This is a genomic window from Aliiroseovarius sediminilitoris, from assembly GCF_900109955.1.
Classification (GTDB): Bacteria; Pseudomonadota; Alphaproteobacteria; order Rhodobacterales; family Rhodobacteraceae; genus Aliiroseovarius; species Aliiroseovarius sediminilitoris.
The window spans coordinates 2,896,835-2,920,036 of record NZ_FOJB01000001.1 but is presented as its reverse complement, the minus strand read 5'-3'; the positions used below and the strand labels follow the sequence as shown (position 1 = coordinate 2,920,036).

The 23,202-nt window shown below is 60.0% G+C and carries 23 protein-coding genes and 1 other RNA gene; 14 read left to right on the top strand and 10 right to left on the bottom strand.

Annotation, left to right across the window (positions count from 1 at the left end; translation table 11 throughout):
* Positions 1 to 91 precede the first annotated feature (91 nt).
* The 3 genes from BMY55_RS14370 (at position 92) to rsgA (ending at position 3,406) form a co-directional block, all read left to right on the top strand.
* On the top strand, positions 92 to 2,005 hold the full coding sequence (locus BMY55_RS14370; RefSeq protein WP_177179356.1) for a bifunctional 2',3'-cyclic-nucleotide 2'-phosphodiesterase/3'-nucleotidase: 1,914 nt from the start codon (positions 92 to 94) through the stop codon (positions 2,003 to 2,005).
* A gap of 37 nt (positions 2,006 to 2,042) precedes the next feature.
* An RNA gene (gene ffs / locus BMY55_RS14365) (signal recognition particle sRNA small type) lies at positions 2,043 to 2,140 on the top strand.
* 237 nt (positions 2,141 to 2,377) lie between these two features.
* A complete protein-coding gene (gene rsgA, locus BMY55_RS14360; protein ID WP_091431647.1) occupies positions 2,378 to 3,406 on the top strand; it encodes a ribosome small subunit-dependent GTPase A in 1,029 nt (342 codons plus the stop codon).
* 81 nt (positions 3,407 to 3,487) lie between these two features.
* Here rsgA and BMY55_RS14355 read toward each other — a convergent pair whose 3' ends face one another.
* Entirely contained in the window at positions 3,488 to 3,979 is a 492-nt protein-coding gene (locus BMY55_RS14355) for a protein-tyrosine phosphatase family protein (RefSeq protein WP_091431645.1), read from the bottom strand.
* 109 nt (positions 3,980 to 4,088) lie between these two features.
* Here BMY55_RS14355 and BMY55_RS14350 point away from each other — a divergent pair, with 109 nt between their 5' ends.
* The 4 genes from BMY55_RS14350 to recR are packed head-to-tail and all read left to right on the top strand — an operon-like array spanning position 4,089 to position 7,355.
* Positions 4,089 to 5,870 carry a DNA polymerase III subunit gamma/tau gene (locus tag BMY55_RS14350; protein ID WP_091431643.1) on the top strand — a complete coding sequence of 594 codons (1,782 nt, stop codon included), beginning with the start codon at positions 4,089 to 4,091 and terminating at the stop codon, positions 5,868 to 5,870.
* Complete coding sequence (locus BMY55_RS14345) at positions 5,871 to 6,341, top strand: DUF6998 domain-containing protein (protein WP_091431641.1); 471 nt, start codon at positions 5,871 to 5,873, stop codon at positions 6,339 to 6,341. It begins immediately after the preceding gene.
* Between the two features lie 59 nt (positions 6,342 to 6,400).
* Entirely contained in the window at positions 6,401 to 6,745 is a 345-nt protein-coding gene (locus tag BMY55_RS14340; protein WP_091431639.1) for a YbaB/EbfC family nucleoid-associated protein, read from the top strand.
* A 13-nt stretch (positions 6,746 to 6,758) separates the two neighbouring features.
* Positions 6,759 to 7,355 carry a recombination mediator RecR gene (recR, locus tag BMY55_RS14335; RefSeq protein ID WP_091431637.1) on the top strand — a complete coding sequence of 199 codons (597 nt, stop codon included), beginning with the start codon at positions 6,759 to 6,761 and terminating at the stop codon, positions 7,353 to 7,355.
* Between the two features lie 22 nt (positions 7,356 to 7,377).
* Here the strand turns inward: recR and BMY55_RS14330 are convergent, their stop codons facing one another.
* The 3 genes from BMY55_RS14330 to argH all read right to left on the bottom strand — a co-directional run bounded on the left by BMY55_RS14330 (position 7,378) and on the right by argH (position 12,768).
* Complete coding sequence (locus BMY55_RS14330) at positions 7,378 to 9,951, bottom strand: TIGR02302 family protein (protein ID WP_091431635.1); 2,574 nt, start codon at positions 9,949 to 9,951, stop codon at positions 7,378 to 7,380.
* Between the two features lie 16 nt (positions 9,952 to 9,967).
* Positions 9,968 to 11,233, bottom strand: a complete 1,266-nt coding sequence (gene lysA / locus BMY55_RS14325; RefSeq protein WP_091431633.1) for a diaminopimelate decarboxylase — start codon at positions 11,231 to 11,233, stop codon at positions 9,968 to 9,970.
* Positions 11,234 to 11,370: 137 nt separating this feature from the next.
* Positions 11,371 to 12,768, bottom strand: coding sequence for an argininosuccinate lyase (gene argH / locus BMY55_RS14320; RefSeq protein ID WP_091431632.1), 1,398 nt, complete (start codon positions 12,766 to 12,768; stop codon positions 11,371 to 11,373).
* Between the two features lie 244 nt (positions 12,769 to 13,012).
* Here argH and BMY55_RS14315 point away from each other — a divergent pair, with 244 nt between their 5' ends.
* Positions 13,013 to 14,209, top strand: a complete 1,197-nt coding sequence (locus BMY55_RS14315) for a lytic murein transglycosylase (RefSeq protein WP_177179355.1) — start codon at positions 13,013 to 13,015, stop codon at positions 14,207 to 14,209.
* Here the strand turns inward: BMY55_RS14315 and BMY55_RS14310 are convergent.
* On the bottom strand, positions 14,166 to 14,765 hold the full coding sequence (locus BMY55_RS14310) for a DNA-3-methyladenine glycosylase I (RefSeq protein WP_091431628.1): 600 nt from the start codon (positions 14,763 to 14,765) through the stop codon (positions 14,166 to 14,168). The genes BMY55_RS14315 and BMY55_RS14310 overlap by 44 nt on opposite strands.
* Before the next feature lie 105 nt (positions 14,766 to 14,870).
* Between BMY55_RS14310 and BMY55_RS14305 the strand changes: the two genes are divergently transcribed.
* The 3 genes from BMY55_RS14305 to phbB all read left to right on the top strand — a co-directional run bounded on the left by BMY55_RS14305 (position 14,871) and on the right by phbB (position 17,930).
* Complete coding sequence (locus tag BMY55_RS14305) at positions 14,871 to 15,695, top strand: EAL domain-containing protein (RefSeq protein ID WP_407639068.1); 825 nt, start codon at positions 14,871 to 14,873, stop codon at positions 15,693 to 15,695.
* A 164-nt stretch (positions 15,696 to 15,859) separates the two neighbouring features.
* Positions 15,860 to 17,035: an acetyl-CoA C-acetyltransferase gene (locus BMY55_RS14300; protein WP_091431626.1), complete on the top strand. Its 1,176-nt coding sequence runs from the start codon at positions 15,860 to 15,862 to the stop codon at positions 17,033 to 17,035.
* A gap of 172 nt (positions 17,036 to 17,207) precedes the next feature.
* Positions 17,208 to 17,930: an acetoacetyl-CoA reductase gene (phbB, locus tag BMY55_RS14295; RefSeq protein ID WP_091431623.1), complete on the top strand. Its 723-nt coding sequence runs from the start codon at positions 17,208 to 17,210 to the stop codon at positions 17,928 to 17,930.
* Here the strand turns inward: phbB and BMY55_RS16810 are convergent, their stop codons facing one another.
* Entirely contained in the window at positions 17,931 to 18,113 is a 183-nt protein-coding gene (locus BMY55_RS16810; protein ID WP_143064345.1) for a hypothetical protein, read from the bottom strand.
* 105 nt (positions 18,114 to 18,218) lie between these two features.
* On the opposite strand from BMY55_RS16810, the gene BMY55_RS14290 reads away from it, so the two are divergent.
* Complete coding sequence (locus tag BMY55_RS14290) at positions 18,219 to 19,160, top strand: transcriptional regulator GcvA (RefSeq protein WP_091431621.1); 942 nt, start codon at positions 18,219 to 18,221, stop codon at positions 19,158 to 19,160.
* Positions 19,157 to 20,032, top strand: a complete 876-nt coding sequence (gene yddG, locus BMY55_RS14285) for an aromatic amino acid exporter YddG (protein ID WP_091431619.1) — start codon at positions 19,157 to 19,159, stop codon at positions 20,030 to 20,032. The genes BMY55_RS14290 and yddG overlap by 4 nt, the downstream gene beginning before the upstream one ends.
* 16 nt (positions 20,033 to 20,048) lie before the next feature.
* Here the strand turns inward: yddG and BMY55_RS14280 are convergent, their stop codons facing one another.
* From BMY55_RS14280 to BMY55_RS14270, 3 genes are all read right to left on the bottom strand, one after another.
* A complete protein-coding gene (locus BMY55_RS14280) occupies positions 20,049 to 20,216 on the bottom strand; it encodes a DUF465 domain-containing protein (RefSeq protein WP_091431617.1) in 168 nt (55 codons plus the stop codon).
* A 122-nt stretch (positions 20,217 to 20,338) separates the two neighbouring features.
* On the bottom strand, positions 20,339 to 21,097 hold the full coding sequence (locus BMY55_RS14275; protein WP_091431615.1) for a tRNA1(Val) (adenine(37)-N6)-methyltransferase: 759 nt from the start codon (positions 21,095 to 21,097) through the stop codon (positions 20,339 to 20,341).
* A 3-nt stretch (positions 21,098 to 21,100) separates the two neighbouring features.
* Complete coding sequence (locus BMY55_RS14270; protein WP_091431613.1) at positions 21,101 to 21,316, bottom strand: putative signal transducing protein; 216 nt, start codon at positions 21,314 to 21,316, stop codon at positions 21,101 to 21,103.
* A gap of 71 nt (positions 21,317 to 21,387) precedes the next feature.
* Here BMY55_RS14270 and BMY55_RS14265 point away from each other — a divergent pair, with 71 nt between their 5' ends.
* Complete coding sequence (locus BMY55_RS14265; protein WP_091431611.1) at positions 21,388 to 22,383, top strand: polyprenyl synthetase family protein; 996 nt, start codon at positions 21,388 to 21,390, stop codon at positions 22,381 to 22,383.
* Here BMY55_RS14265 and BMY55_RS14260 read toward each other — a convergent pair.
* Positions 22,376 to 23,200 carry a 4-(cytidine 5'-diphospho)-2-C-methyl-D-erythritol kinase gene (locus tag BMY55_RS14260; protein ID WP_091432669.1) on the bottom strand — a complete coding sequence of 275 codons (825 nt, stop codon included), beginning with the start codon at positions 23,198 to 23,200 and terminating at the stop codon, positions 22,376 to 22,378. The genes BMY55_RS14265 and BMY55_RS14260 overlap by 8 nt on opposite strands.
* Between the last annotated feature and the right edge of the window lie 2 nt (positions 23,201 to 23,202).

Below are 23,202 nucleotides of genomic sequence, written 5' to 3'. Positions count from 1 at the left end.
TGATCTCTTTCAAATTACCTTTGAATGTTTTTCAATGGCTCGAACGCGAATCCCGAAGAGAACGCGCCGCAAATGGGCAGGAGGGTCATTGGTGTTGACGCAATTTGAGCAAACCACCGGTTGCGAGGACACGATCCGCGCTCGCTTGCGCATTCTTGCGACCACGGACCTGCATATGCACATCCTCCCCTATGACTACTTGTCCGACAGGCCCGTGGATGGCTGGGGCTTGACCAATACGGCACAACTGATCGCTGACGCACGTGCCGAAGAACCGAATACGATCCTTCTGGACAATGGGGATTTCCTGCACGGCACCGCGATGGGCGATCTGGTCGTCGAACAGTATCGCGCCGCAAGTGGCGCAGACGGCCCGACCTTGCATCCGATGATCGCCGCGATGGACCATCTGGGGTATGACGCGGCCACTCTGGGCAACCACGACTTCGACCGCGGGATCGAGGTCTTGTTCGACGCCATCGAGCAGGCAGAATTTCCAGTCGTATCCGCCAATACCATCGTGCGACGGGCTGCGACGCCTTTGCAGGACGCCACCCTTCTGCCGCCCTATACGGTTCTGAACCGCAAAATCACCGACTCAACGGGTGTAGAGCGCTGCATTCGTATCGGCGTGATCGGGTTTCTGCCTCCCGGCTCTCTGAAATTTGGGCATAACTCAGGGACTGCTCCGCAGATACGTGACATCATCCAGACCGCGCGGTCTTTTGTGCCCTATCTGAAAGCGCGGGGGGCGGATATCGTCGTTGCGCTGGCGCATTCTGGATTGGGTGACGACACCCATGTCGAAGGGATGGAAAATGCGCTGCTTCCGCTGTCGCGCGTAGCGGGGATCGACGCGATCGTCGGCGGCCATTCGCATCAGGTATTTCCAGAGCCGGGCGCGTCCATGGTCGGGCCGGACGGGCTGAGTGACCACCTGAACCAGGTGCCAACCATCGTGCCGGGGTTCTGGGGGTCGCATCTTGGAGTGATCGACCTTGATCTGGCGCATGATGGGGTCCGGTGGTTCGTCGCGTCGGGCCGGGCCACATTAAGAAAAGTAACGGGGGCTGAAGATTCGGGTGTCGCGCCCAAAGCGCCAAGGCAGTTTCCGAACTGGGTTCAGCAACTGCATGAAAGTACGCTCAACCATATGCGCACACCGATTGCCCGCTGCACAAAAGATCTGGACAACTATTTCGCGCTTGTTGGGGGTGACCGTGCGACCCGCCTTGTGCAAGAGGCAATGATGGCGCACGCCCAGCAATTTCAGGCCGACAAACCGGGATTGGTTCTGCCGGTTCTGGCTGCAAGCGCGCCGTTCAAGTCTGGGGGGCTGGCTGGGCCAAACTATTATTCCAGCGTGCGTGCGGGGCAGATGACCCTGCGGTGCCTGTCCGATCTGTATGTGTTCCCGAACGAGCTAGTGTTGGTTCGCGCAACCGGTGCTTATCTGAAGAACTGGTTGGAGCGGTCCGCGAGCCTGTTCAATCAGGTGTTGCCGGGGGAACGGGCAGTTGCGTTGAAAGACGATGGAACGCCGGGCTATCTGCTCGAATCCGTTCTGGGACTGACCTATAAGATTGACCTGAGCCAACCGGCACGGTTCACGCCGGATGGCGCGGCGTCGGGGTCAAGCGGTGGACGTATTGTCGATCTGCAGCACAAGGGAAAACCGGTTCGGGACGAGGATGAATTCCTTCTGGCCACTAGCGATTTCAGGGCTTGCGGAGGCGGCGGCTATCCGCCCGTCCCGGAGGACCGGATCGTCGCCATTCCTCCACTGGCCATCCGGGATGTTCTGAAAGGATATGTGCAGAGGGTGGGATCCGTCGATGTCCCCGCCGATCCGGTCTGGCGGTTCGCCAAGGTGGCCGGGGCCAGCGTCCGGTTCAAGTCGTCGCCTGCGGCCTGTATATCGCGTGCGCACTATCCTTGGTTGCCCATCCGTTGTGTAGATATGTGTGACCACCAAGGGTTTGCACATTACGAGATGGAACTCTGAGGCTTGCATCGGTCAAAGCTGCCTCATATATGAGGGGCGAGAGGTTGGCGCGGGCAGGCGCCTCGCCAATCTGGTCAGGTCCGGAAGGAAGCAGCCACAACGAGCCCCGCTTGGGTCGTGTTCAGCCTCTCACCCGGTTTCAGTTGCAAGGCAATTGAAGCACCGACAGGCAGAACAGCTTTTTTGTCGAACCGGGATACTGAATACGGTTTGCGCCAGCGCGGATCAATGAACGGAGGGCTTTCATGATTGTCGTCACCACCCTTCGGGCAGGAATTTGCTAAGCGGGACTATCCCCTTTCTGCCTGAGCACGCACATCCCAAGCCGCATTTGCGCGCGGGGTGAAATGCCATGCTGAGACAGGCAAACCAATGACAAATCTTTTGACGGACCTTGGATGGTCTTCTTTTTACCAAGCCCAATGCGACGACGCAGCGGGGCTGACCCCCTATCGACTTACGGAAATTCATCGCAGTCAAATGAGCGCGCTGGGCGAAGCGGGAGAGGTTACTCTGACCTCACCCAAACTGGCGGCGGGCGAACTGGCGGTGGGCGACTGGGTTCTTGCAGACCCCGAAATGCGCATACAACGGGTGTTGGAGCGGAAATCGCTGTTGCAACGGCGCGCGGCCGGGACGGATGCGCAGACGCAGTTGATCGCGGCGAATGTGGACACGTTGTTTATCGTGACCTCGTGCAATGACGATTTCAACATTGCGCGGATCGAGCGATTTCTGGCCCTTGCGCACGAGGCCGGGTGTTATCCCGTGTTGGTGCTGACCAAGGCCGATCTATGCGATGATACCCGCGCCTATGAGGCCGAAGCGCAGGCGCTGGACCCGATGCTGACAATCCTGACCGTGAACGCGCGCGATCCCGAAGCGGCCAAAGCCGTAGCTGCGTGGTGCAAACCGCCACAGACGGCGGCGTTCATCGGGTCGTCTGGCGTGGGAAAGACCACTCTGACCAACGGGCTGACCGGGGGCGACGCCGCGACGGGCGGCGTTCGTGAGGATGACGCCAAGGGGCGACATGTGACCACGGCGCGCAGTATGCACCCAATGCAGCACGGCGGCTGGATCATCGACATGCCAGGGATGCGGGCCTTGCGCCTTTTGGACACACGCGAAGGGATCGACAGCGTTTTTGACGATCTGGCCGAGTTGGAAACGCAATGTCGGTTTTCTGACTGCGCCCATGAGACAGAACCGGGTTGCGCGGTGCGCGCGGCTATTGAGGCCGGAGAGTTGGATCTGGAAAGGTTGCAACGCTGGCGCAAGCTGCGGGCGGGCGAGGCGAAGAACACCGAGACTGTGGCAGAAAGCCGGGCGCGGGAGAGAAGGTTCTCGAAGATGGTGAAAGGTGTCACAAAAGGCGCGGGAAAGCGGAAAGGTCGCTAAGGGAAGGGGCGTTGCCCCTCTGCGCGTTGCGCATTCACCCCAGGATATTTTGGGCCAGAAGAAACACGGATGACGGTGCAGTCAGCGCGCTGGCTGGGTCGCCCAGAGCATCTGCGCCTCGGTTTCGACCGCGCAGGGGCGCGCGTGGCGCAGGCGGGCCAGGGCTTTGTCCGGGTCTTCTCCCATCTCGACCATCAAGCGCAAGAGCATCATGCCAGAGCGTCCGCACCCGCCTTTACAATGGGCCAGCACTTTGCCGCCTTGGGATAAAGCATGCTGAGCGAGGGATGATACCTCGGTCCAACGAGCGACTGTCTCTGCATCTGGTGCATCGAAGTCGCGAATGGGCAGGTGATGCCAAGCGATGCTGCCTGTGGCCAGATCAGCCTTTAGGCTGGATGCCCCATGTGCGGCCATTTCGTCGGCAGTGGTCATGGACAGAACAAGCGATGGGCGCCATTTCTGTATTGTAGCAAGGTCATCAGAATATCTGCCCCAGCGCCCCGGAAGCGGGCAGATGCCCAGGTGTCCGCTTCCCAGCGCAAGGTCGGATATGGTGAAGCTGTTTGGCATATTGCGCGTTTATCATATGGGCAGGCCAGCTCCAACCCAGAGTTCGGTGGACGCCGTGTGATGCCCGGCTTAATCTGGCCCGGATACGAATCCGGCACCGAAGGGTCACATGTCAGACGCAGCTTCCTCAGATACGCCAAAGGCAAAGCCCTATCAGGTTCTCGCCCGGAAATACCGTCCCGAAACATTCGCCGATCTGATCGGGCAAGAGGCGATGGTGCGCACGCTGAAAAACGCCTTCGAAGCAGACCGGATTGCGCAGGCCTTCGTGATGACGGGTATTCGGGGGGTCGGCAAGACCACGACTGCACGGATCATCGCCAAGGGCATGAATTGCATTGGCCTGGATGGTCAGGGCGGCCCGACGGTCGAACCATGCGGTCAGTGCGAGCATTGCGTCGCCATTGCCGAAGGGCGGCACGTGGACGTGATGGAGATGGACGCGGCCTCGCGCACCGGGGTGGACGACATTCGCGAGATCATTGAAAGCGTGCATTATCGTGCGGCTTCGGCGCGGTACAAGATATACATCATCGACGAGGTGCACATGCTGTCGAAGAACGCGTTCAACGCGCTTCTTAAGACGCTGGAAGAACCGCCGCAGCATGTGAAGTTCATCTTTGCGACGACCGAAATTCGCAAGGTGCCGGTCACGGTTCTGAGCCGGTGCCAGCGGTTTGACCTGCGCCGGATCGAGCCCGAGGACATGCTGACCATGCTGCGCCGGATCGCCGATGCAGAAGGGGCTGCGATTGCCGATGATGCGCTGGCCTTGATCACACGTGCGGCGGAAGGGTCGGCGCGGGATGCGCAATCGCTTCTGGATCAGGCGATCAGCCATGGGGCGGGTGAAACGACTGCTGAGCAGGTGCGCGCCATGTTGGGGCTTGCTGACCGTGGTCGGGTGCTGGACCTGATGGATTTCATTATGAAAGGCGATGCCGCTGGGGCGCTGGTCGAACTTGGTGGCCAATACGCCGATGGTGCTGACCCCATGGCGGTACTGCGCGATCTGGCCGAGGTGTCTCATTGGGTCAGCGTGATCAAGATCACGCCCGAGGCCGTCGAAGACCCCACCGTGTCGTCGGACGAGCGCCGCCGTGGTCAGACCATGGCGGAAGCGCTGCCAATGCGGGTCTTGTCGCGGATGTGGCAAATGCTGCTGAAAGCAATTGAAGAGGTGTCGGTGGCACCCAACGCGATGATGGCGGCCGAGATGGCTGTTATTCGATTGACCCATGTCGCGGATTTGCCGTCGCCCGAGGAACTGGTGCGCAAGTTGAAAGATCAGCCGGTGCCGCCCGCAGGCCCGTCGGGTGGCGCACCCGCACCGTCCGGGGATGGCAGCGGAGCAATGGAGAAGTCGACGGCTGCGCCTCGGATATCAGGCGGGTCGCCCCGATCGGGACCAGGCGCGACGGCGTTGGCCGTGTCGCAGGCGCCGGAAAACGCCTTGGCGCGCTTTGCTCGCTTCGAGGATGTGATCGAACTGATCCGGGCCAACCGGGACGTGAAGCTGCTGGTCGAGGTTGAAGGAGGCATTCGGCTGGCCTCTTATGCGCCGGGGCGGATTGAATTTACGCCCAGTGTCGATGCCCCGTCCGATCTTGCCGCCCGTCTGGCCCAGCGACTGCAAGGCTGGACCGGGGTGCGCTGGGGTGTGACGCTGGTCAACGGGTGTGAGGCGGCAACCATCACTGAAACACGGGATGGTGAGAAACTTGCTTTGGAGCAGGAAGCGGCGACCCATCCCTTGGTTCAGGCGGTGATTGCCAGCTTCCCGAAAGCGCGGATCACCGAGATACGCACTGCGGACGATATGGTGGGCGAAGCCGCAACCGAAGCGTTGCCCGAGGTGGAAGACGAATGGGATCCGTTTGAGGAAGAGTAGATGCCGAAATCGACGCGTTCCGAGATTGCAATACTTGAAGAGGTCAAATCCCTTGCCGTTGAATACTATCAACTGACCGGCAAGCCTCTTGGTGTAACGGGCGAAATTGCCGAGATGGAAGCCGCCAGATTGCTTGGCCTGGAACTTGCAGAAGCCCGCACAGCCGGTTTTGACGCGTATCGCACGAGAAAAGACGGAAAGGAGAAGATTCAGATAAAGGGACGCTGGAAGAAGGATGGGACGTCCTGGGGCAGAGTTTCGAAGATAAACACGGATCAGGAGTTCGATGCCGTTCAGCTTGTGTTAATGCACGGAAACTACGACGTCTTTGAAATCTGGGAAGCCTCGCGGAGCGATATTGTCGAAAGGCTTGATGCTCCTGGTTCCAGGGCGCGCAATGAACGCCGGTCCATGGGGGTTTCACAGTTCAAGACCATCGCGGATCTCGTCTGGTCCAGCCACGCCTTGTAAGCCCCGCCCGCTGACCGTATCTAAGACGGGAGCGATGAGATTTTTTCGAGGAGCATGAAATGCTGAAGGGACTGGGTGGTCTTGGCGATATGGCCAAGATGATGAAAGCCGCACAAGAGATGCAGACCAAGATGTCGGACCTGCAAGACAGCCTGTCCACGATGACCGTGGTGGGTGAAAGCGGCGCTGGTCTGGTGCGCGCCACCGCCACTGCCAAGGGGGTGTTGACGGGGCTGGACATCGACCCCTCGATCTTCAATCCCGACGAAAAGGAAGTGGTTGAGGATTTGATCCTGGCCGCGATCAAGGATGCGCAAGCCAAGGCACAGGACCGCAGCGAAACCGAGATGTCGCGCCTGACAGAAGAGCTTGGTCTGCCCAAGGACATGAACCTGCCGTTCTAAGGCAGATCTCCGCATGTCAGAAGCCCCGCGAGATATCGAGCACCTGATCGAGCTGATGGCGAAGTTGCCGGGGCTGGGTCCACGTTCGGCTCGGCGTGCGGTGCTGTATCTGATCCGCAAGCGGGCGCTGGTGCTGATACCGTTGGCGGATGCAATGCAAGCCGTGGCGGAAACCGCGCGTGAATGCGTAACCTGCGGCAATGTCTCGACTGCGGATCGTTGCGATATCTGCCTGTCGGAAAAGCGCGCGGTGGGTGAAATTTGTGTGGTCGAAGATGTTGCCGATCTGTGGGCGATGGAGCGGGCGGGTCGGTTCAAGGGCCGGTATCACGTGTTGGGTGGCACCTTGTCGGCACTGGACGCGGTTGGCCCTGACGATCTTGGCATCCCGCGCCTGATCCAGCGCGTTCGGGATGAGGGCATCACCGAAGTGATCCTGGCGCTGAACGCCACTGTCGATGGTCAGACCACGGCGCATTATATTGCTGAAGAACTGGAAGGGCGGTGCGAGGTTTCATCGCTGGCACAAGGCGTTCCCATTGGGGGCGAGTTGGATTATCTGGACGAAGGCACGATTTCGGCGGCTTTGGCGGCGCGCAAGCGGTTCTGAGCATGTCGCGAACCGGGGTTGATCAGAACTGATCCAGCAGGCGTTTCAAATAGTCGCGTTCCAGATCCGGGCGGTCGCCCTCGCCTGACCGGCGGCGCAATTCTTCCATCAATTCCTGTGCGCGGCGATAGACGTCTTCCCCGTCTTCCAGTGGGCTGTCTGTCGCGGTTGCGCCGTTCTGACCGTCCGGGCTGCGACCAAGCGGGTCGCGCTGGCTTGACCGTCGACCTTCGCCCGGATTGCTGCCCTGTTCACCTTGCCGCTGCGCTTGCTGGTTCGCCATCGCTTCGTCGAACTGGCGCATTCCTTCGCGCAAGGCTTCCATGGCGTCGGCTTGGCGGTCCAGCGCCTCGGGCAGATCGTCTTGTTCCAACGCGTCGGCGGCGTCCCCCATTGCGCGCCCGGCCTCGTCCAGCGCGTCGCGGGCGGCTTGTCCGGCTTCGTCGCTGGCACCGGGCAGGTTGCGGCGTTGGGCGTCCAATTGTCTTTGCAACTCGCTTTGGCGTTGGGCCAGGTCACTGCCTTGGCTGCCGCTGCCTTGTTCCGGGCCAGCGCCTTGGCCGTCCTGCCCCTGCTGACCGTCTGCGCCATCATGGCTTTGCCCACGTCCCTGACCGCCATCGCGGCCTTCATTACCTTCTGACTCGCCCGCCTGCGAGCCCTGACCTTGTTCCTGAAGATCACGGAACGCCTGATCCGACAGGCCTTGTTGCTGGCGCAGCGTTTCCTGAAGACCTTCGCGGGCGCTTTCGCCAGGTTGGTTCGACGGTCCGGTCTGCGCCATCTGCATATTTTCCATCATCTGGCGCAATTGGTCGAGCATCTGCATCGCCTCGTCTTCGCGTCCCTCACGCATTAACTCTTCGATGCGGTCCATCATGTCTTCGATGTCGGCCATGCTCATCTCGATCCCGTTCTCGGCCGGGGGCTGATCGGATTGCGGGCCGTTTTGCTGGTTTTCGGCCAGTTGTTCCAGATAGTCGCGCATTGCTTCGCGCACTTCGTCCATCAGTTCGGCCAGTTCTTCTTCGCTGGCCCCGTCGCGCATGGCTTGTTCCAGCCGGTCCTGCGCTTGTTGCATCCTGGCCAGCGCGTCGGCCAGGCGACCGTCATCAAGTTCAACCGCAACATCCCACAACACCCTGGCGACCTCGTCCCGCAATTCTTCCGGCAGGCCCGAGGGCAGGTCGGAAAACGCCAGACCGCTTTCCAACCGCCGAATGGAACTGCGCAGGCGCAGATAGACGCCTTCGGGCAGGCCCAGATCATCCGGGCGGTTCAACACGGCACGCAGGATTTGCGCCACACGGCGTCCATTGTCGCGCGACCATAACAGATCACGCCGCTGTTCGATAAGCGCCTTGGCGACCGGGTGCAAAAACCGGCGTGCGGGCAGGACCATGTTGAGGGGCGGGGTGGTGCCGGACTGTTCGGCGCCGTCCTCAACCCTCAGTATCAGGTCAATCGGCAGCCCTGCCCATGGATGTTCAATCAGGTTTTCTTCCAGCAGACCGTCGATTTGCGTTCGTGCGCCGCGATAGGGCAAAGGCAGGTCAACGATCAGCGGCGGACGTTCCTCGGGAGCCGTCGCAAGCCCGTGGCGGCGGTCGACACGCTCCAACCCAAGATTCGCTGTGGCGTTGCCTTGGGTGACGGCGTAGTCATCCGTTGCCGTGAACGGCAGCGAGAAATCGCCAGCGAGGCGGCGGGTTAACTCACCCTCGATGTTGACCGTCGGCGGGGTGTCGCCAATCGCGGTGATCTGCCAACGCGCCGCACCCGGTCCGGTGATGTCCAACGGGCCGCTTTTGGTGATGACTTGCAGATAACTTTGCTGGGTCGGTCCGGTGATCGGCGCATCTGACAGATCAGCCGTCACCGCGAGCGTGTCAAGATCGCCGTAAAGCCGCAATGTCAGACGGCTGCCTTCAGGCACCGCCAATGGGCCCGGCGGCTGGTCGGCCAGATACAGGCTGGGACGTCCGGTATAGCCCGGCGGTTCGATCCAGCCTTCCCAACTCGCGCTGGCAACGGGCTGTGCGCTGGCGTCACCGCTGGTCGCAGTTGGTGCGCCGATGCGGTCCAGCCAGGGTGTAAATCCGATCGCCAGCGCCGCCCCTGTCGCCGCGATCAGACGCAGGGCGTAGGGGTCGTTGCGGGCCACGCGCAGGTTGGGTGAAATAGGGCGAACACCCTTAAGACGTTGGGCCATGCGCGCAAGGTGCGCCTGCCAGAGACGGCGCGATGCCATATCGTCGCGCCCGGTTGCCTGGTCGTCCATCAAGGCGGCAATCGGGTGGCCGGGCAGGCTGTCATCCAGCCGGGCAAGTTGCTCTGATTGGCTGGGCCACGAAAATTTGCGCGCACCCCAGACCAACGCGCTCAGCATGGCGATGATGCCCAGAACCATCACGCCAGTCCCCACGCCTGACGAGCCAATGGTCCAGAAGCTCCACACTGCGAATGCTGTCAGAAGGACCGAGGCAAGCGGCCAGAAGGCACCCCAGAATCGTTCCAAAACCATACCCGCCCCTGTCAGTCGCAAGGGCCATTTGAGGTGCGGCTGCACCTCGTCGGGTAAGGTGGGGCGAGTCATTGGACTCGCGATGGGTTCACAGCCATGAAGGTATGGTATCGCGTCCCAGCATATCTTCATAGGTCGGGCGGGCGCGAATGACTTCAAATTGATCGCCCATCACCAGAACCTCGGGGATCAAGGGCCGGGAATTGTATTCCGACGCCATAACCGCGCCGTAAGCCCCCGCCGAACGGAAGGCGATCAGATCATCGGCTTCAAGGCTGTCCAGATCACGGCGTTTGGCAAATGTATCACCTGTTTCGCAGATCGGTCCCACAATGTCATAGCGCGCTTTCTCCTGACCCGGCGTGGCCTCGATCACCGGGATGATATCGTGATGGGCTTCATACATGGCAGGGCGCACAAGATCATTCATCCCCGCATCGACGATCAGGAAATCCTGACCTTCGCCCTTTTTCACATAGATGACGGATGTGACCATCAGGCCAGCGTTGCCAGACACCAAGCGCCCCGGTTCAATCTCGATCTCACACCCCAAATGTCCCACGGTTTCACGGACCATCTGCCCGTATTCGAGGGGCAGGGGCGGGGCGAAGTTTGAGCGTTCATAGGGAATACCAAGCCCACCGCCGAGATCAAGCCGCGTGATGTCGTGGCCATCCGCCCGCAGGGCTTCGGTCAGTTCCGCGACCTTCTGATAGGCTTGGCGGAACGGTTCCAGTTCGGTCAGTTGGCTGCCGATATGCACGTCGATGCCGACGGCTTTCAGGCCGGGCAGGGTGGCAATCTCGGCATACACATCGCGGGCGCGGGCAATCGGGATGCCGAACTTGTTTTCCGACTTTCCGGTCGAGATCTTGGCGTGGGTTTTCGCATCCACATTCGGGTTCACGCGCACCGTGACGGGGGCAATCACGCCCATCTCGGTTGCGACATGTGACAATGCCCGCATCTCGGGCTCGCTTTCCAGATTGAACTGACGGATGCCGTGGGTCAGCGCCAGACGCATCTCAGCGCGCGTCTTGCCAACACCGGAAAAGACGATCCGATCGCCGGGCACGCCGGCGGCAAGGGCGCGGCGATATTCACCTTCGGACACCACGTCCATGCCCGCACCCATATCCCCCAGCAGCTTCAGAACCGCAAGGTTCGAGTTCGATTTGACCGCGAAGCAGACCAGATGTTCGGCCCAGTCCAGCGCCTCGGCAAACAATCCAATATGACGTCTCAGCGTGGCGGCGGAATAGACATAGAAGGGCGTGCCGACCCGGCGGGCGATTTGGGGAATGGCCACGTCTTCGGCATGCAGGATGCCATCGCGATACAGAAAATGATCCATGGGCGAGCCTTTCTGCCGGCGGGTCTACTGCCGGGCCTGTTGTTCGGCGATATCTTCGGGGCTGCCGGGGCGCAGGGGTTCGCCATCTGCGCCGCAGGCGGCCAGACCAAGAACGGCAAGGATCAGGGTGACGCGGATCATGACAAGGCCTCTTTCCAACGAGTGATTTGTTTGCGGACCTCGGACGGGGCAGTGCCGCCGTAAGATGTGCGGCTGGCGACCGAGTTATGCACGCCCAATATGCCAAACACCTCGTCGGTGATGGCGGCATGAACCGATTGCATGTCTGCCAGTGACAGGTTGGGCAGGTCGCAGTCGCGTGCTTCGGCCATGGCGACCAGCGATCCGGTGACATGATGGGCATCGCGGAACGGCATGTTCAATGCGCGCACCAGCCAGTCGGCAAGATCGGTCGCGGTCGAGAAGCCGGACGAGGCCGCAGCCTCCAGCGCATCGGTGTTGGCTGCCATGTCCGACACCATGCCGGTCATCGCCGCCAGTGCCAGCATCAGGTTGTCCGCGGCATCAAACACCTGTTCCTTGTCTTCCTGCATGTCCTTGGAATAGGCCAGCGGCAGCCCCTTCATCACGGTCATCAAGCCGATATTGGCGCCCATGATCCGCCCGATCTTGGCGCGGATCAGTTCGGCGGCATCGGGGTTGCGCTTTTGCGGCATGATCGACGAACCTGTCGACCATTTGTCCGACATGCGCACGAACCGGAACTGGGCCGAGGACCAGATCACCAGTTCTTCGGCAAACCGGCTGAGGTGCATGGCGCAGATCGTGGCAGACGAGAGAAACTCCAGCGCGAAATCACGGTCCGCGACAGCGTCCAACGAATTGGCGGTGGGTCGGTCAAAGCCCAGAGCTTCGGCCGTCATGTGCCGGTCGATGGGGAAGGACGTGCCGGCCAGAGCGGCGGACCCAAGCGGGCATTCGTTCATCCGGGTGCGCGCGTCGCGAAAGCGCGACATGTCGCGGGCGAACATCTCGACATAGGCCATCATGTGGTGGCCCCATGTCACAGGTTGCGCGGTTTGCAGATGGGTGAAGCCGGGCATGACCCAATCGGCACCCGCCTCGGCCTGCCCCAACAACGCGCGCATCAGTGCCTCCAACCCGTCAATTGCGGCGTCCATCTGGTCGCGGACCCAAAGGCGGAAATCGGTAGCGACCTGATCGTTGCGCGACCGGGCTGTGTGCAGGCGGCCCGCCGGTTCGCCCACGATCTCTTTTAGCCGGGCTTCGACATTCATATGAATGTCCTCAAGCGTGGTCGAGAAGGCGAAGCTGCCGCCCTCGATTTCGGTCAACACTTGCGACAGTCCTTCGCGGATCGCTTCGGCATCCTTATCGGTGATGACGCCAACCGCCGCCAGCATCGAGGCATGCGCGCGCGAGCCGTCAATATCCTGCTGCGCCATGCGTTGGTCATAGCCGATCGAGGCATTGATCGCCTCCATAATCGCGTCGGGGCCTGCTGAAAAGCGGCCGCCCCACATGGCGTTGGCTGATTTGCTGTCGTCACTCATGGTCGGCCTTTCGGGACTTGGGTCTTGTTTTGCCTGCTATACGCGGCGCGGGACAAAGGCGCAATTGGGCAGCGTTGTTTGGCCTGCGCCGCTGTTGCGATAAACACGGTTTTCGCTGCGTCAGCGTCAGATTGCCGATCCGAACCGTGCCGCTTTGTGGTGCGCTTAAACAAGCGTATTGTGCGCCACCGATGCACAGTGAGGGTGCGCGGATGAGGCTGCGATGACAGGGGTGTCGAAAGACATGCACACAGGAACATACACTCGGCGGCAAGCAGCGGGGCTGCTTTTGGCCGCGAGCTTTACGCCCAAGGCGGTGATGGCCAATGCAGGGTTTGACGCATGGCGCGCTGATTTCCGTGCCCGCGCTGCGGCGTCGGGTGTGCCCTCTGACACATTGCGGGCGCTGGACGAGGTGCGGTTCCTGCCCAAGGTCGTCGCATCGGATAATGCCCCCGCAGAAACCACCAGAACATTAGGCGATTATGTTGCGTCGGCGGCCTCGCCGCAGCGAATCAAGGCCGGGCAGGTCATGATGACGCGCTATCCGACCCTTCTGGGACGGATCGAACGGGAATACGGCGTGGCGCGCGAAATCATTGTTGCCATCTGGGGGATGGAAAGCAGCTTTGGTGCCGTGCGCGGGTCGGCACCGGTTTTGTCGACCTTGGCATCACTGGCTTTTGAAGGACGCCGTCGCGCCTTGTTCGAAAACGAACTTCTGGCCGCCTTGCAGATCCTTGCGGATGGCGATACCTCGCCTTCACGGTTGACCGGTTCCTATGCCGGGGCCATGGGACATACCCAATTCATGCCAACTTCGTTTTTGCGCTATGCCGTCGATTTCAACCGTGATGGGCGGCGCGACATCTGGGCCGATGATCCGACGGATGCGTTGGCGTCGACTGCGGCTTATCTGCGGATGAAAGGATGGCAAGAGGGTCAGCCATGGGCATACGAGGTGCACCTGCCGAAAGGGTTTGATCTGGCCCGCACGGGGCGTGTGTATGCGCGACGCCTGCGCGAATGGGCGCAGCTTGGTGTAACACATGCCTCGGGCAAGAAACTCGGCGGGGCGGCCATGGGGGCGCTGATCCTGCCTGCCGGTCCCACTGGTCCCGTGTTCATGGTTTTCGACAATTTCCATGTGTTGAAAACCTATAATTACGCTGACAGCTATGCGATCGGCGTGGGCCATCTGTCTGACCGTTTGGCGGGTGGCGCGCCGATAGTTGCAAAATTTCCCGGCAACCCCTGGGGCATGACCACCGCCGAACGGCAGGAGCTTCAGAAGCGTCTGAACGCGCTGGGCTTCAAGGCCGGGCGCCCCGATGGCGTGATCGGCGAGATGGGTCGCGCGGCGATCAGGTCTTATGAATCCGCGCGTGGTGTGCCGGTTACAGGCGTTCCCAGCCGGGACTTGTTGGTGGCACTTCGCTAGCGACCTGATCGAACCGAAAACACCCGGTGACATGGTCGTTGAACAACCCACAGGCCTGCATCCACGCATAAACGATGGTGGGGCCACAAAATTTGAACCCGGCTTTCTTCAGGTCTTTTGAGATCTGCGTGGTCAAAGGGGTCGAGGCGGGGATATCGGCCAGGCTGGCATAGTGCCCAACCACCGGCGTTCCATCGACATATCCCCAAATCCAATCTGCGAAGGCCTGTGATCCGCCAAGATCAAGATAGGCTTGCGCATTACCAATGGTCGCCACGATCTTGCCGCGATGACGGACGATACCGGGATTGCCCAGCAGACGGGCCACATCATCATCGTCCCACCGGGCAATCTTTTCAGGGTCAAACCCCTGAAAGGCATCGCGAAACGCATCGCGCTTGCGCAGGATGGTGATCCAGCTCAGCCCGGCCTGAAACCCGTCAAGGATCAACTTCTCCCACAGCGCCCGCCCGTCAGATTCCGGCACCCCCCATTCGGTATCGTGATAGGCGACATAAAGCGGATCGTCTCCGCACCACGTGCAGCGTTGGGTCATGGCAGCTCCTGTCTGATCATCAGTAAAATTATCCACAAATCCGGGATTTTACAGCTTGTTAGCATATGTGACGCATCAATGTCCCATCGCTGCGACGGAGATTCAATGATGCAACACCTGAAACGGGACGAGATGCCAGTATCGGCACCGATGAGCGATCCACTGTCCGTCGCGGTCGAATTGCGCGATAGCGAGGCATTGGACCTTGTGCGCCACGCATTGCGCCACAAACAGGTCAAACTGGCCTATCAGCCTGTGGTGCAGACGGCCAATCCCGACCGAATGGCGTTCTATGAAGGCTTGCTGCGCGTGCATGACGCCTCGGGCCGGGTGATTCCCGCCAAAAGTTTCATAGATGCCGTCGAAGACACCGAGATGGGGCGCATTCTGGACGCGCTGGCTCTGGAAAAGGGGCTGGAGGTTCTGGCGGCCGAACCGGGATTGCGGCTGGCCATCAATATGTCGGCCCGTTCCATCGCCTATCCGGGCTGGACACGCGTTCTGGAACGCGGTTTGCAGGACAATTCGACGGTGGGCGAACGGTTGATCCTTGAAATCACCGAACGCACTGCGATCACCATGCCCGATCTGGTGCAGGTATTCATGGCCGACCTGCAAAAAAAGGGGATCAGCTTCGCGCTGGACGACTTCGGCGCTGGGTTCACTTCTTTCCGGTATCTCAAAGACTTCTATTTTGACATCCTTAAGATTGACGGCGAGTTCATCCGCGGCATTCACCAAAACGCAGACAATCAAATCCTGACCGAAGCTATGCTGTCGCTGGCCAGGCATTTCGACATGTTCACCGTGGCGGAAAGCGTCGAAAACCATCTGGATGCCGCCTATCTGGCCTCGATCGGTGTGGATTGCATGCAGGGGTATTATTTCGGTGCCCCGACGATAAATCCCTATTGGCAAAAGGTGGCCTGATCCAAGGGCGCAATTGGTCCTTACGGTCGCAACCCGCGCGTGCGACTTGATTTCCTCTGCGATGCAGCACAGGATACGTCCAACATCGGTTTCCCGCTTGAAAACCGTCCCTTGGCGACGACTTGAAAGCATGGAACCGTCAGTTCGGAGGAAAAGGACCCATCATGACCAACGTTGTAATCGTATCCGCCGCGCGGACTGCCGTCGGCAGCTTCTCGGGCTCATTTGCCAACACACCTGCCCACGATCTTGGTGCCGCTGTGCTTGAGGCCATCGTCGCCCGCGCCGGAATCGACAAGTCCGAAGTCAGCGAGACCATTTTGGGCCAGGTGCTGCAAGCCGGTCAGGGTCAGAACCCCGCGCGTCAGGCACATATCAATGCAGGGCTTCCCAAGGAAAGCTCGGCCTGGGGGATCAACCAGGTTTGCGGGTCTGGTCTGCGCACCGTGGCCCTTGGTGCCCAGCATGTGATGCTTGGGGATGCGGCCATCGTCGCCGCTGGAGGACAGGAAAACATGTCGCTCAGCCCCCACGTGGCGCACTTGCGTTCCGGTCACAAGATGGGCGATATGAAATTCATCGATTGCATGATCAAAGACGGTCTGTGGGATGCCTTCAACGGCTATCACATGGGTCAAACCGCCGAGAATGTTGCCCAGCAATGGCAAATCACCCGCGATATGCAGGATGAATTTGCGGTTGCATCGCAAAACAAGGCGGAAGCCGCCCAGAAGGCGGGCAAGTTCGCCGATGAAATCATTCCGTTCACAGTGAAGACCCGCAAGGGAGAGACCGTTGTCGATCAGGACGAATACATCCGTCATGGCGCAACGATGGATGCCATGCAGAAGCTGCGCCCGGCGTTTACCAAAGACGGTTCGGTCACAGCGGCAAACGCTTCGGGCATCAATGACGGTGCAGCGGCTGTGTTGCTGATGACCGCCGATGAAGCCGAAAAACGCGGGTTGGAGCCGTTGGCGCGCATTGCCTCCTATGCGACCGCCGGGCTGGACCCGTCGATCATGGGTGTCGGCCCGATCCACGCCTCGACCAAGGCGTTGGAAAAGGCGGGCTGGAAAGCGCAGGATCTTGACCTTGTGGAAGCGAACGAGGCATTTGCGGCTCAGGCCTGCGCCGTTAACAAGGAAATGGACTGGGATACTTCCATCGTGAACGTGAACGGCGGCGCGATTGCCATCGGCCACCCGATTGGCGCGTCTGGCTGCCGCATCTTGAATACACTTCTGTTCGAGATGAAGCGCCGCGATGCCAAGAAAGGTCTGGCGACCCTGTGTATCGGTGGCGGTATGGGTGTGGCCATGTGCCTTGAGCGCCCGTAAAACATCGAAACAAATTGAAGAAAAGGCGCCTTCGGGCGTCTTTTTTGTCAGATTGCGGTTATGCCGGAAAATATATCTGCATTGCGGCAAAATGTTTGCGCAACAATATTGCGCAGCGGGTATGTAAAAGGTAACAGTGTTTCCATACCTAGATTCTATAACGGAGGATTACATGGCTCGAGTTGCACTGGTCACAGGTGGGTCGCGCGGCATTGGCGCGGCAATTTCCAAAGCCCTGAAAGCAGACGGCTACGACGTGGCTGCCACTTATGCAGGCAACGACGAAAAGGCCGCGGCCTTCACCAAAGAAACTGGCATCAAGACATATAAATGGAACGTCGGCGACTACGAAGCCTCCAAGAACGGGTTGGCGCAGGTCGAAGCGGAGGTCGGGCCGATTGATGTCGTGGTCGCCAACGCGGGCATCACGCGGGACGCTCCGTTTCACAAGATGACGCCCGAACAGTGGCAAGAGGTGATCGACACCAACCTGACGGGTGTGTTCAATACGGTTCACCCCGTTTGGCCCGGTATGCGCGAACGCAAGTTTGGCCGGATCATCGTGATCAGCTCGATCAATGGGCAGAAAGGTCAGTTTGGTCAGGTGAATTATGCCGCGACCAAGGCGGGCGATCTGGGGATCGTTAAGTCGCTGGCCCAGGAAGGTGCGCGCGCGGGCATCACGGCCAACGCAATTTGCCCCGGCTACATCGCCACCGAAATGGTGATGGCTGTGCCGGAAAAAGTGCGCGAGTCTATCATCTCGGGCATCCCGGCGGGGCGGCTTGGCGAGCCCGAAGAAATCGCGCGCTGCGTGACCTTCCTGGCATCAGATGATGCGCAATTCATAAACGGGTCGACCATCTCGGCCAATGGCGCGCAATTCTTCGTCTGATCACGCCGGACAATCGCAATTCAGGGGCTGGCTGAGTTGGCTGGCCCCGTTTGCATTTGGCCAAGGCCGCCACAAAACCGCGTGCATCCGTCGAAGGGCTGCTGTGACATATTCTGCACGTTGTGCATGTGCGCGATCATAGGCACGGCGAAGGTTCGGATCGTTTGTGGCTGTCTCTAACATGGCCTTGTCCTTGATAAGCTATTTTGACTTGACCAAGTATCTGGTGCTTGAAAGAAATGCACAAATGAGACTTTCGATGCTTTCGCATAAGCGATACTTAACTGAATGACTGATCGACTGCCACCACTGACCGCCTTGCGCGCCTTTGATGCGGCTGCGCGCCACATGTCGTTTCAACGTGCGGCGGCTGAATTGAACGTGACCCCGGCAGCGTTGTCGTTCCAGATCAAATCACTTGAAGAGCATTTTGGTGCACCGCTGTTCAACCGGTTGAATCGCGCGGTCGAGTTGACCGAAGCAGGACGCATCCTGGCCCCCGGTGCAGCCGAGGGGTTTGGGGCGCTGACAGCGGCATGGCGTGCGGCCCGCCGCAGCGTAGAAGCTGATGTTCTGACGGTGACGGCTGGACCGGCCTTCACGGCCAAATGGCTTGCGCCGCGCATGTTTGCCTTCGCCCAAGCCCACCCGGACATTGAGCTAAGGTTCACCGCCGGTTTACGAATGATGGATCTGAACACGGACGAAGTGGATGTGGCCATCCGTTTCGGGTATGGCCCTGACGATGGACTTTTTTCGCAACCTCTTGAGCCGGAGTGGTTGGCGCCGGTCATGCTGCCCGAATTTGCCAAACGGTTCACGACACCGCAAGAATTGCTGCAAGCGCCGTTGATCCACAACAGCTCAGATGATTTTCTAAATCCCGCGTGCGACTGGCAGGCTTGGTTCAAGGCGGTTGGTATCGAAGGAGTGCCGCGAATTTCGTCGAGTTTTTCACAGTTCGATCACGCTCTGGACGCTGCTTTGTCCGGCGCTGGTGTGGTGCTGGGACGCCGGGCATTTGTCGTAAAATATCTTGCGGATGGGCGACTGGTGGCACCTTTCAAGATAGCGTTGGGGACAGCAGCGAAATTTCGATTCCTATGCCGTCTTGGGCAGGAGAGCCGACCAGACATAGCAGCCTTCCGAGATTGGATCCTGGCTGAGATGACCAAGACGGCCTCCTGCGCGACGGATATGACGGTCATTCCGGTCGAGGACCTGGCATGACAAAAGGAAAGGCGACTGCGATCGGGTTTGTGGCTGTGCTGCTGTGGTCGCTGCTGGCCTTGTTCACCGTGGGAACCGTGCCGGTGCCGCCGTTCCAACTGGCCGCGATGACGTTTCTGGTTGGCAGCGCGGTCGGGCTGGTTTGGATCGGTTGGGCGGGTGAGTTCCGCGTGTTGCGCCAGATCAGTTGGCGCGTCTATCTGTTCGGCACGCTGGGCCTGTTTGGCTATCACGCGCTGTATTTCTCGGCGTTGCGCATGGCGCCCGCGGCCGAGGCTGGGCTGATTGCCTATCTGTGGCCGTTGTTGATCGTTTTGTTCTCTGGCCTCTTACCAGGGGAGCGGCTCGAACCTCTGCACATTTTAGGCGCAGTGATCTCGTTCATCGGCGCGGCGATCCTCGTGCTTGGTGGTGCCACCGGGTTTGCCACCGATGCGCTTCCGGGGTTTGGTTTGGCCTTTCTAGGTGCGCTAACGTGGTCTGGCTATTCCGTCTTGTCGCGCCGGTTGGGCAACACACCGACAGCCTCTGTCACTGTGTTTTGTCTTATGACGGCGGTTCTTTCGACGGGCGCGCATTTGCTTTGGGAAACAACGGTATGGCCGCCCAATGCACTGGGATGGACTGCCGTTCTGGGGCTTGGGCTGGGCCCGGTTGGGCTGGCGTTCTATGTTTGGGATGTTGGGGTAAAGCAGGGCGACATCCAACTGTTGGGCGTCGCCAGCTATGGCGCGCCCTTGTTGTCGACGCTCGTCCTTATCGTTGCCGGTGTGGCAGACCCCCGACCGTCATTGATTCTTGCCGGTGTTCTTATCACATTCGGCGCGGCGATGGCCGCGCGGGCCAGTTCGGCACGAAGCGCAGGCAACTGACCCGGTCTGATTGGCCTTAGGCGGTTGCGAGACGCTCAATTTCCTCTTTGAGCAGGAGTTTCTGCTTCTTAAGCTCAGTAATCTCGTGGTCGCTGCTGCCGGGCGACCGTTGTATCGCCTCGACCTTTTCAGAGAGAACCTCGTGTTTTCTCCGCAGCTCTTCAAGATGCGAACTCATGCTCATGGCGCTCCTCCTCTGATGTGTATGGACAGGTTAAGTGCACCATATATTTGGTGGCTTGTCACTAAGAGTGAAGGGGTGTTGGTGAAAAAACATTCAGCAAGCGGCGCAAAATCGCGTGTTTATCAAAGAGGCAAGGCGCCACCCTTGCGCAAAATCGCAGCGACTTCCGGCGTGTAGTGCTCGTGATCCTCCGTGTGATGAGATCCTTCGTGCACGACAAGAGGCGCTGCCAGACGAAACGCTCCGCGCGCACCCTTGCGCGCCTGCACGATCACCAGCGATGCTGCGCGTCCGATCCGGGGACACAGGGGCTTTACCACGATTGACCCGAGCCTGCTGTCCATCGCGCACAGAACCTCGGGCAAACGCTCAGCGTTCTGGATCAGCGTCAAATAACCGCCGGGCAGCAAGCGGCGGGTGGCGTGATCAAGCCACGCGGTCAGCGGTGTAACCTCGCCCAATGCGCCTTCGCGGATCCCGTCGGGCGATGACGTGCCGCGGTCGCGCCGAAAATAAGGGGGGTTCATGATGACATGATCGAACCGGTCCTGCCGAAGGTCCGCGGGCATGTTTTCCAGATCACCTTGATAGATGGTCAGTGGAATGGCATTCTGTAGCGCATTGCGCTGGGCCAGATCGGCATAGATTGCTTGCTGCTCAAGCCCTACCATGCGCAGCCCAGCCACGCGTCGTCCAAGGCAAAGACTTGCCGCACCCGCCCCGCAACCCAGTTCCAAAACCGATTGTCCGGATCGAGCGGGAGCGGCAGCGGCCAGAAACACCGGATCAACGCCAGCACGATAACCGGACGCAGGCTGCGTCAATGTCAGTTGTCCGCCCAGAAACGCGTCATTCGTCAGATCTGAGGTGGCAGAGGTCATGGGTCAGCCTTCGAAGTCCACACCGTTGTCGCGCAAAACGGCACGTGCCCGGAACAGATCCCGCTCAAGAACCATCAGGCGCCGCGGCAGTATTCCGATCGAACCTTCCAGCGCGCTCATATGGACGTCCATCGTAAAGCAGTCTATATCCTCGCCATCAAGCAGGGCTGTGACAAAAGGGATCAATGTTGGGTCTGTTGTCCGAAGAAGCTCTCTCATAGATATGGACTTAATGACAGGGCCACGGATTTGTCGAGCCGGTTGTCGGGCAAGTTGACGGGAAGGTGATCATGCTGATCGAAGCTGCACATAAACCGCACGAACGTTTGGGCGCGTATCTCAAGGACGAGATGGCAGCAGTGAATGCCCTGATCAGTCAGCGTATGGCATCGAAAAACGCGCCACGCATTCCCGAGGTGACAGCACATCTGGTGGACGCGGGCGGCAAACGGCTGCGCCCCATGCTGACATTGGCGGCGGCGAAGTTGTGTGGCTATAGGGGGCCTTACCACATTCATCTGGCCGCAACGGTCGAGTTTATTCACACCGCCACGCTGTTGCATGACGATGTTGTGGACGAAAGCGGCCAGCGTCGCGGACGACCCACCGCCAATCTGTTGTGGGACAACAAGTCCAGCGTTCTGGTTGGCGACTATCTGTTCTCGCGTAGTTTCCAATTGATGGTCGAGACAGGTAATTTGCGGGTGCTGGATATTCTGGCCAACGCTTCGGCCACGATTGCGGAAGGTGAAGTGCTGCAACTGACCGCCGCACAGGATCTGGCCACGGACGAGGCGATTTATCTGCAAGTGGTGCGCGGCAAGACCGCCGCGCTGTTTTCCGCAGCAACCGAGGTGGGCGGCGTGATTGCCGGCGCAGGCGAGGCGCAGGTCAAGGCGCTGTTCGGTTATGGCGATGCGCTGGGGGTGTCATTCCAGATCGTCGATGACTTGCTGGATTTCACGGGCGGCGATGCGATTGGCAAGAACATCGGTGACGATTTCCGCGAACGCAAGCTGACGCTTCCCTTGATCAAGGCCATTGCCAAGGCGGATGCAGAGGAACGTGCGTTCTGGACCCGGACCATCGAAAAAGGCCGACAGCAAGATGGGGATCTGGATCATGCGCTGGCACTGATGCACCAGCATGGCGCTTTGGAAGACACGCGCGCAGATGCGATGGTCTGGGCTGACAAGGCAAAGGCGGCGTTGGCGGTGCTACCGGATGATCCCATTCGCGACATGCTGCACGACATCGCGGACTATGTGGTGGCGCGGATCAGCTGAGGCGGGCGGGTTCGATCCACCAAGCTGGCTGTTGATCCGATAGCAATTGGGCCGCGCCTTTTGCGGCCTTGTCAGTTTCAAACAAGGCAAAACAGGTTGCCCCTGACCCGGACATGCGCGCAAGTCGAGCCTCGGGCAACGACGCAAGCGCTTGCAATACGTCAGCAATCACCGGGGCTGTCGAAAGAGCCGGAGGCTCCAGGTCGTTGCGTTGGCTGGCCAGCCAATCGATGAACTCGCGTGTCTTAATGCCGTGCGGCAGGCGCTTGGGCATGGGTGGGTTTGCCTTGTTTGCAAGCGCCTTGAAGACCGCAGGCGTCGGCACCTCGATGCCGGGATTGGCAAGGACGGCGAAGAGCGGCGGCAGACCGGGGCAGGGTATCACATCCTCGCCAATGCCGCGCATCCGCGCCGCCTGCCGCATCAGACATACCCGCACATCTGCTCCCAAATCGGTGACGCCTTCGGGCAAACAGGTGTCGCCAGTGATTTCGGACAGCGCGAGGATGGTCGCAGCGGCGTCTGAGCTGCCGCCCCCGATCCCGGCAGAGGCGGGAAGGTATTTGGACAGGATGATGTGAGCCGGGATGTCGAACAGCGCGGCGGCACGCACCACAAGATTGGTGTCATCCGTCGGTACACCTGTGGCGCGTGGTCCTGTGACCTCGAACAATGGTTTCGGTGCGGACATGACCGTCACCCGGTCGCCGACATCGGCGAACATCACCAGACTGTCCAGCAAGTGATAGCCATCCTTGCGCTGACCCGTCACATGCAGCGTCAGGTTCACCTTCGCGGGGGCGAAAACCTTGGTGATCG

Bases quoted from the DNA above. Each gene is read 5' to 3' on its own strand.
- rsgA (WP_091431647.1), top strand. From the start codon at position 2,378: ATGACAAATCTTTTGACGGACCTTGGATGGTCTTCTTTTTACCAAGCC.
- BMY55_RS14355 (WP_091431645.1), bottom strand. From the start codon at position 3,979: ATGCCAAACAGCTTCACCATATCCGACCTTGCGCTGGGAAGCGGACAC.
- BMY55_RS14350 (WP_091431643.1), top strand. From the start codon at position 4,089: ATGTCAGACGCAGCTTCCTCAGATACGCCAAAGGCAAAGCCCTATCAG.
- BMY55_RS14345 (WP_091431641.1), top strand. From the start codon at position 5,871: ATGCCGAAATCGACGCGTTCCGAGATTGCAATACTTGAAGAGGTCAAA.
- BMY55_RS14340 (WP_091431639.1), top strand. From the start codon at position 6,401: ATGCTGAAGGGACTGGGTGGTCTTGGCGATATGGCCAAGATGATGAAA.
- recR (WP_091431637.1), top strand. From the start codon at position 6,759: ATGTCAGAAGCCCCGCGAGATATCGAGCACCTGATCGAGCTGATGGCG.
- BMY55_RS14330 (WP_091431635.1), bottom strand. From the start codon at position 9,951: ATGACTCGCCCCACCTTACCCGACGAGGTGCAGCCGCACCTCAAATGG.
- lysA (WP_091431633.1), bottom strand. From the start codon at position 11,233: ATGGATCATTTTCTGTATCGCGATGGCATCCTGCATGCCGAAGACGTG.
- argH (WP_091431632.1), bottom strand. From the start codon at position 12,768: ATGAGTGACGACAGCAAATCAGCCAACGCCATGTGGGGCGGCCGCTTT.
- BMY55_RS14315 (WP_177179355.1), top strand. From the start codon at position 13,013: ATGCACACAGGAACATACACTCGGCGGCAAGCAGCGGGGCTGCTTTTG.
- BMY55_RS14310 (WP_091431628.1), bottom strand. From the start codon at position 14,765: ATGACCCAACGCTGCACGTGGTGCGGAGACGATCCGCTTTATGTCGCC.
- BMY55_RS14305 (WP_407639068.1), top strand. From the start codon at position 14,871: ATGATGCAACACCTGAAACGGGACGAGATGCCAGTATCGGCACCGATG.
- BMY55_RS14300 (WP_091431626.1), top strand. From the start codon at position 15,860: ATGACCAACGTTGTAATCGTATCCGCCGCGCGGACTGCCGTCGGCAGC.
- phbB (WP_091431623.1), top strand. From the start codon at position 17,208: ATGGCTCGAGTTGCACTGGTCACAGGTGGGTCGCGCGGCATTGGCGCG.
- BMY55_RS16810 (WP_143064345.1), bottom strand. From the start codon at position 18,113: ATGTTAGAGACAGCCACAAACGATCCGAACCTTCGCCGTGCCTATGAT.
- BMY55_RS14290 (WP_091431621.1), top strand. From the start codon at position 18,219: ATGACTGATCGACTGCCACCACTGACCGCCTTGCGCGCCTTTGATGCG.
- yddG (WP_091431619.1), top strand. From the start codon at position 19,157: ATGACAAAAGGAAAGGCGACTGCGATCGGGTTTGTGGCTGTGCTGCTG.
- BMY55_RS14280 (WP_091431617.1), bottom strand. From the start codon at position 20,216: ATGAGCATGAGTTCGCATCTTGAAGAGCTGCGGAGAAAACACGAGGTT.
- BMY55_RS14275 (WP_091431615.1), bottom strand. From the start codon at position 21,097: ATGACCTCTGCCACCTCAGATCTGACGAATGACGCGTTTCTGGGCGGA.
- BMY55_RS14270 (WP_091431613.1), bottom strand. From the start codon at position 21,316: ATGAGAGAGCTTCTTCGGACAACAGACCCAACATTGATCCCTTTTGTC.
- BMY55_RS14265 (WP_091431611.1), top strand. From the start codon at position 21,388: ATGCTGATCGAAGCTGCACATAAACCGCACGAACGTTTGGGCGCGTAT.